Below are 6,733 nucleotides of genomic sequence, written 5' to 3'. Positions count from 1 at the left end.
GTTAGTGAAATACACAGTTGCACTACCGCCCCTGTTTTGGGCATACCCTTCTCCCGCCAGCAATCCAACCAAGTACCAGAACTTTTCGTCGGCAGTTTCTGGGAGGCTCAGCCTCGCTTTTGCAGTCTTTGGCTTTTCAATGGGGGCTTTTGAAAGCTCAAGGGGCGTTCCTTCAACTGGAAGGACTCTCGGCACGGCAATAAAGTCCCCAACCCTCAGCTCTTCTGCCTTCCTCGTCCTGAACTGACCGTTTTCGAAGGTGAAGAACGGGTGAGTTGGAGTAACGCGAATCTCCCTTCCGCTAGCGGTCTTTATCCTGAACATCTTTTCTGGGGCAGTTCTCTTCCAAGCGATGTTCGCATTAACTCTCCTGACCTTCAGCGTTTTTGCGTCGAGGGCATATAGCTCGAGGTCAATCGGCGCGTAGAAGCCATCGTCAACCCTTCCGAGGTTTCCTTCGGCTTTTGCCTTCTCGATGGCCTCGTCAACTATCTCACCAATCTCCCTCAGGCTTCCATCGGCTAAGAGAACCTTCGTATTGTAATCAACGCACTTTGCCACACCCGGGTCTCCAACCAGCAGAACGTGGCTCTCGCCGCGTAGCTTCGTTCCATCCGGCAAAACCCTCTGGACACCGCCGAAGAGCGCTAAAGCGATTCCCTTTTTGACCAGCCTGTGCCCCCAGATGGCCGGAGCTATCGAGTCCACTATGGCATCAACGATGTCCTTCCTCTTCGCCAGCTCGCGAATCTTCTGCTCGTCTTCGGGGGAAATCTCAAGCTCCTCAATCTCCTTGCTGAGCTGTTCGATGTGGTTGACCTCGAGGACCTTCCGGAATATCGGCTTCTTCTCCCTGCCCTCAAGGATAACCCGCAGGATTCCGGTTACGAGAACCCTGTCTCCGGGCAGAGCTGTATCAACGAGGTCGTCAAGAAGTATGGCATCAACGAAGCGGGGCATCTGACCGCCTTTGAGGCTCTCGGGCCTGTCCTGAAGGCGGAAGCTCTGGAAGTTTATAAAGCGGCTCTTCTCCACGTCGAGTTCGATGTTCCTGCTTCCGCAGGCGTCGCATTTAGCGGGCTTGACGAGGTTCTCGTAGGGCCTCTGAAGGCGAATCATCTCGTTTCCGCAGTCCTTGCAGACGAAAACGGCCCTCTGGACAAACGGTTTGACCTCGCTGACGCGCGTGATTATCCCCTCTACCTGAATAAGCCTGTTTATGTGCTCGCTCCCAAGTTCCTTGACGAGTAGTGTATGGGGCAGGTTGTAAAAGCGCGCATGAACTTTAAACTCCCTCTCAACGAGAAGGGGCGGTTCCCGGAGGATAATCTGGATTGCATCCTCACAGCTCGCTATCGCCTCCTCCGGGTTGTTGAGAAGCTCCTCAGCCAGCTCGGGGTCGAAGGAGTTGAGATGAGTCCAGTCTATGGCCAGAGAGCGCTTCGGCGTTACCGTGAGCAGGTCCTTTAGGCGGTTGATGTAAACCTCGTTGCCCTCGTCATCAACGTACTCCCTGAGGAACTTTGCGAAGCGTGAAATCATCTCCTCTCTGTCCATTAGGCATCACCAAGCCACTCGTTTCTTATCTTGGACATCTGGAGGTAGAGCCGCCTTTCCTCCGGTGAAAGACGGGAGAGCAGTTCCAGGCTGTTGGGCCTCAGCATCACCGCCTTCAGGATTTTGTTGAAGCGTATCATCTTCAAATCCCTCAGCTTCTTCTTGAGGTTGGCGAGCTTTGTGAGCTTGACGTTTATGGTCTCAACGCTCTCGCCCGGGTTCAGGCGAACGTAGTTTTCGAGGTAGTACATGTAGAACTCCGCCCTCTCATAGAGTCCATCCGGGAGCGCCGTCAAAGGCTCGCTCTCCCTCTCGCCGGCTATGGCCTTGTCTATCTCGCCGATTACCTTGTCGGTCTCGTCGATTACCTCAACCACACCGCTCTCCCACAGCTCTTTGGCCTTCCAGTCCTCGATTAGGACGATGTCGCCCTGATTCCAGTCCGAGAACGGTCTTATGACCTTGACCGCGATGAGGGCCTTGCCCGTGAACATGACACCACCTTTTACCCGCTCGGATTAGGGGTCTAATAAACCTTGCCGGAACATCTTAGAACGGCGTTGAGCAGGGCTATGCCAGCTACGCTTCCACTCGAATGTGTTCATGAACACATACAGCACAACCGACAGGGTGGTTCTCGATAACCCTATAAAGCAAAGGGGAGAATCCCCTTCAGGTGAGCCGTAATGCTGATTGGGATTATGAGCGATACTCACGATAACCTCCCGGCCATCAGAAAGGCCGTGGAGTTCCTCAACGAGAGGAACGTCGACCTCGTAATCCACGCCGGTGACTACGTTGCCCCGTTCGTCGCAAGGGAGCTTGGGAAGCTCAAAGCCCCGCTGAGGGGTGTATTCGGCAACAACGACGGCGAAAGGGACGGCCTCAGGAAGGCTTTAGGGATAGAGGATGAGCTAATCGAGGTCGAGGCGGAAGGAATGAAGATAGCGGTGACGCACGGAACCAACGAGGTCCTCGTGAGGGCTTTGGCCTACAGCAAGCTCTACGACATAGTCATAGTCGGCCACACCCACCATTACGAGATTAGGGAGGTCGGACGTACGATAGTCGTGAACCCTGGAGAGGTCTGCGGCTATTTAACAGGCGTTAGGAGCGTTGCCCTGCTCGACACCAGGAAGAGGGTTGTTGAGATTTTCAACATCGAAACCGGAGAACTGCTGGGGGCCATGAGTCTCTGAGGTGAGCCGATGGACATTCTGACCCCCAAGGAGAGGCACGATGCCGTGGTTTTCATTGGGGTTGATAGAGCTGGGAACGTCGAGTTCGTGAAGGTTTATGCGGTAAGCGAGGAGAAGGCCAAGGAAACGCTGGAGGAGTTCTTCAACGCTAAAGGACTTTTCCCGACCGATTACAGACTCGTTAGCAAGGGGCCAGAGGACGTTTCGGGAAAAGGGGCAATAACAACCAGAAGCGAAGAGAAGCTCAGTTCCTCCCTTGCGAGGCTCGGACTCAGGCTCCTCTCCAACGGCGTTCTCCATCTGGAGGGCAGGAAGGAGGTCTACCAGATAACGCTGGTGAGCGAGAGCCTGTACAGGAGGGCAACGTCAGAGAAAACCGAGAGAAAACTCGAATGGAGGGAGCTGCTGTCCCTCGGTGTTGACACGCTCGTCGAAAACTTAAGGGGAGTCGACATAAGCGAGCTTCTCCCTGAGGGAGCGATTCTGCTCAGGGAACCTCCAAGGGGGAGGGTTGCCGAGCTTCTCTGGGGGGAGAGGGAGAGGCCGGTAATCGTTGAGACGAGGGACGCTTCGAGGTACAGGGATTTTGAGTTTTCACTCTTCGTGAGGATTCCCCCTCTGACAAGGGAGGAGTTCGCGGCGGAGCTGTCCGCGAGACTCGGCCTCGAGGTTTCACCGGATTCAATAAACCTCCCCGAGAAGAGGCTGAACCTGAGGAACGTTGAGGCCGTTACGAGGCTCGTTGAGGCACTCGTGAGAAGGGGTTTGCGGAAGGAGGAGGCCCTGAGAGCAGCCCTCAGGCTTAACTCCTCAGTGCCCTGAAGTAGGCCTTGACGGCTTCCCTGAAGGCCCGGTTGTGCCTGCCGAGAACCGCGTTGACAAGCTCACGTCTTTTCCTGCTCCCGGCCAGGTAGCTCATGAGGAGGCACTCATCAACCGAAAGTTTGTCAAGCTCCTCCGGCTCCTCCCCGGAGAGAACCCTTTCGAGGAGTGGCTTGACCCTTTCGCTCCTCCTCTCGAACTCGAGCCAGTTAACGTTGAGCCTTCCGCGAACCGATATCATCTCGTCAGCCCTTCGGACGTAGTCTTCAATCCTCTTCCCGAGCGGGGACGAGAGGATTCGGGCTATGAAGTCCTCCACGTAGGACATATCGTCGGCGAGCCTCTTTCCGTCAACCACGTCGAGACTTTCGAAGAGCGCCCTCGAAACCAGATAGCACTTGGCGGCGAAGGGAACGTCCGGTACGGTTATTCCCCTTCCGTCCACTATTACACCCTCACCCCTCCACCTTTCAAGGGTCTCGAGCAGCATCCCAAGGGGATAACTGAGGCTCTTGACGCAGAACTCAAGCTCGTCCATGCTCCCACCGGCTCAACTTAATTCGGATTGCCTAAAAGATTTTCGTCATGTTTTTAGGGGATACGGAATAGAGTGTGGAGGTGGTGGGATGATAGAGATTGACGGCTCCTACGGGGAGGGCGGCGGTCAGATACTCAGAACGGCCGTTGCTCTGTCGGTAATCACGGGGAAGCCGGTGAGGATATACAACATCCGGGCCAACAGGCCGAACCCTGGTTTACGGCCCCAGCATCTTCACGGCATTTTGGCCCTGAAGGAGCTGAGCAACGCAAGGGTTAAGGGAGCCAGGGTGGGCTCGACGGTGCTGGAGTTCTGGCCAGGAAAGCCCGAGGCCAAGCACATCAGGGTTCCGATAAAGACCGCCGGCAGTGTGACCCTCGTTCTTCAGGCTTTACTTCCGGCGATGGCCTTCGTGGGGGGAAGCTTTGAGGTAACGGGAGGAACGGACGTTCCCTGGAGTCCGCCAGTGGACTACCTGAGGAACGTTACGCTCTTCGCCCTCGAAAAGATGGGCCTGAAGGTAGAACTGGAGCTGAGGAGGAGGGGCCACTATCCAAAGGGCGGCGGACTCGTCGTCGGAAGGGTCGAGCCGTGGGAGGAGCGAAAGCCAATCACAGCCCTTGAGTGGAACAGAATAAAGAAGTTCGGCGGGATAAGTCACGCAACGAACCTCCCCGCTCACGTTGCCGAGAGGCAGGCGAAGGCGGCTGAGGAGAGGATAAGAGGACTCTACAGTCTGCCCGTTGAAATTGAGCGTGAGGTCTCGCGCTCCCTCGGACCCGGAAGCGGAATCGTCGTCTGGGCCGAGACCGATTCCCTTAGGCTCGGGGGAGACGCCCTCGGAAAGAGGGGCAAACCCGCGGAAGTCGTGGGGAGGGAAGCGGCCGACGAACTTCTCGGCCAGCTGACTTCAAGGAAGGCGGTGGATAAATTCCTCGGCGACCAGCTGATACCCTTCTTGGCGTTCGCCGGAGGGGAAATAGGGGTCGTTGAAATCACCAACCACCTGACGACCAACGTCTGGGTCGTTGAGAGGTTCCTTGGAAAAACTTTCACAGTTGAAGGTGACGTCGGAGGTTCAGGAACGGTAAGCGTCAGAAAACCCAAAGTTGTTTAAAAGTGTGGTGCGGTGGCCGGGATTTGAACCCGGGTCACCGGCTTGGAAGGCCGGTGTCCTAGACCAGGCTAGACTACCACCGCACAGAAGGTGGTGGGGCGAGGGGGATTTGAACCCCCGACACCCGGATCTTCAGTCCGGCGCTCTCCCAGGCTGAGCTACCGCCCCACGCCCAAAGATAAGGGCAAGGAAGAAATTTATAAATCTTGCGGTGGTGAATGAACAGATATGGGCATCAAATCTTCGGCTCGAGGGCGTAAACGGTCTTGTCCTCTCCTATGCCCTCGATGAGACCGCGGTGCCTCCTGACGCAGCTCTCGCATTCACCGCAGTGTATCGGCTTCCCGTCCTCGGTGAAGCCCTTCGGCATGTAGCAGGAGTTGGAGTACTCGTACTTCGCTCCGAGCTCCTTCAAAAGCCGCGCTATGCCCCTCTTGTCGAGGTTTATGAGCGGAGCGACGACCTTCACATCGGCCATCGTTCCATAGCGAAGCATCTCGTTCATCTTCTCGACGAACTCGGGCGTGTTGTCCGGGAAAGTGGCACCTTCCTCAGCGTTGAAGCCGACTATTATGTCCCCTCCTCCGAGTGCATCGAGGAGTGATGCCGCGACCGCTATCAAAACCACGTTCCTTGCCGGAACCCAGACGCTTTTGGCCGTCTCCTTCGCCCTTTCAAAGTCCTCAAGCTCCCGAGCGGTTACCTTCGGCGTCTCCCCGCCGACGAGCGTCGTTCCGCGAAGCTTTGAGAACTCCTCGAGGAAGTCGAGGCGAACTATCTTCAGCGGGACGTCCAGCTCCTTTGAAAAGAACTCGGCAACTCTGTTCGTAACGCGCTCCTCGTTGCTCCCGTAGTTGATGACGAGCATTATGACCTCGTCGTAGTTCTTCTTTGCCCAGTAGAGGCAGGCCGTTGAGTCGAGTCCACCGGAAAACAGCACCACCGCGCGCTTCATTTTTCTCACCCAGCTCAAATCCAATTTTGAAGGCTTAAAGTTTTCCGGAAGTTTGATGTCGCTTGTAGCCTCATTGAGAGCTTCTTCTGTGGTCACTCCTTCATAATTACTCCTCCAGCGCCAGGCCGACTATCTCCTCCACGTTCGAAAAGCCCTCGCTTTCGAGGTAGGCTTCGATGCCCTCGTTGATTTCCCTGAAGACCTTCCAGCCTCTGAGCGAAACGGCAGTTCCAATCTGAAGCGCCGAGGCCCCAGCCAAAAGGAACTCAACGGCGTCCTGCCACGTTGTTATTCCGCCGATGCCTATCACAGGAACCTCAAGAACCCTCGCGAGGTCGTAAACAGCTCTGAGCGCGACGGGCTTAACACCGGGTCCGGAGTAGCCGCCGACGCGGTTGCTGAGGATTGGTTTCCTTGCGTAGATGTCAATTGCAATCGCCTTCAGAGTGTTTATGGCCGAGACGGCATCTGCACCGGCCTTCTCAGCCGCCAAGCCGAGCTTCGTGATGTCGTCTATGTTCGGCGTCAGCTTCGCGATAACCGGC

Annotated in this window: 6 protein-coding genes, 2 tRNA genes and 2 pseudogenes; 3 read left to right on the top strand and 7 right to left on the bottom strand. The window is 56.1% G+C overall.

From position 1 onward, the window contains the following. A pseudogene (locus MVK46_RS08425) lies at positions 1-1,557 on the bottom strand (DNA replication protein); the annotation flags it as partial. After that, positions 1,557-2,051 carry a hypothetical protein gene (locus tag MVK46_RS08420; protein WP_297536232.1) on the bottom strand — a complete coding sequence of 165 codons (495 nt, stop codon included), beginning with the start codon at positions 2,049-2,051 and terminating at the stop codon, positions 1,557-1,559. The pseudogene MVK46_RS08425 and the gene MVK46_RS08420, both read right to left, overlap by 1 nt. 192 nt (positions 2,052-2,243) lie before the next feature. Here MVK46_RS08420 and MVK46_RS08415 point away from each other — a divergent pair, with 192 nt between their 5' ends. Then, positions 2,244-2,756, top strand: coding sequence for a metallophosphoesterase (locus MVK46_RS08415; protein WP_297536231.1), 513 nt, complete (start codon positions 2,244-2,246; stop codon positions 2,754-2,756). A 9-nt stretch (positions 2,757-2,765) separates the two neighbouring features. Then, positions 2,766-3,578, top strand: a complete 813-nt coding sequence (locus MVK46_RS08410) for a hypothetical protein (protein WP_297536230.1) — start codon at positions 2,766-2,768, stop codon at positions 3,576-3,578. Here the strand turns inward: MVK46_RS08410 and MVK46_RS08405 are convergent. Beyond that, positions 3,559-4,116 (bottom strand): hypothetical protein, encoded by a 558-nt coding sequence (locus MVK46_RS08405; RefSeq protein WP_297536229.1) that lies wholly within the window; start codon positions 4,114-4,116, stop codon positions 3,559-3,561. The two genes, MVK46_RS08410 and MVK46_RS08405, sit on opposite strands and share 20 nt — an antisense overlap. An 88-nt stretch (positions 4,117-4,204) precedes the next feature. Between MVK46_RS08405 and rtcA the strand changes: the two genes are divergently transcribed. Beyond that, a complete protein-coding gene (gene rtcA / locus MVK46_RS08400) occupies positions 4,205-5,233 on the top strand; it encodes an RNA 3'-terminal phosphate cyclase (RefSeq protein WP_297536228.1) in 1,029 nt (342 codons plus the stop codon). Between the two features lie 5 nt (positions 5,234-5,238). Here rtcA and MVK46_RS08395 read toward each other — a convergent pair. The 4 genes and pseudogenes from MVK46_RS08395 to MVK46_RS08380 all read right to left on the bottom strand — a co-directional run. Further along, positions 5,239-5,316 (bottom strand) — tRNA-Gly (locus MVK46_RS08395). Positions 5,317-5,324: 8 nt separating this feature from the next. Beyond that, a tRNA-Phe gene (locus MVK46_RS08390) sits at positions 5,325-5,401 on the bottom strand. A 67-nt stretch (positions 5,402-5,468) separates the two neighbouring features. Then, positions 5,469-6,188, bottom strand: coding sequence for a 7-cyano-7-deazaguanine synthase QueC (queC, locus tag MVK46_RS08385; RefSeq protein ID WP_297536227.1), 720 nt, complete (start codon positions 6,186-6,188; stop codon positions 5,469-5,471). Positions 6,189-6,294: 106 nt separating this feature from the next. Further along, positions 6,295-6,733: pseudogene (locus MVK46_RS08380) on the bottom strand (dihydroorotate dehydrogenase); the annotation flags it as partial.

Source organism: Thermococcus sp., from assembly GCF_027066465.1.
Lineage (GTDB): Archaea > Methanobacteriota_B > Thermococci > Thermococcales > Thermococcaceae > Thermococcus.
Note: the sequence above shows the minus strand (reverse complement) of the source record. Positions and strands in the feature narration are given on the sequence as shown.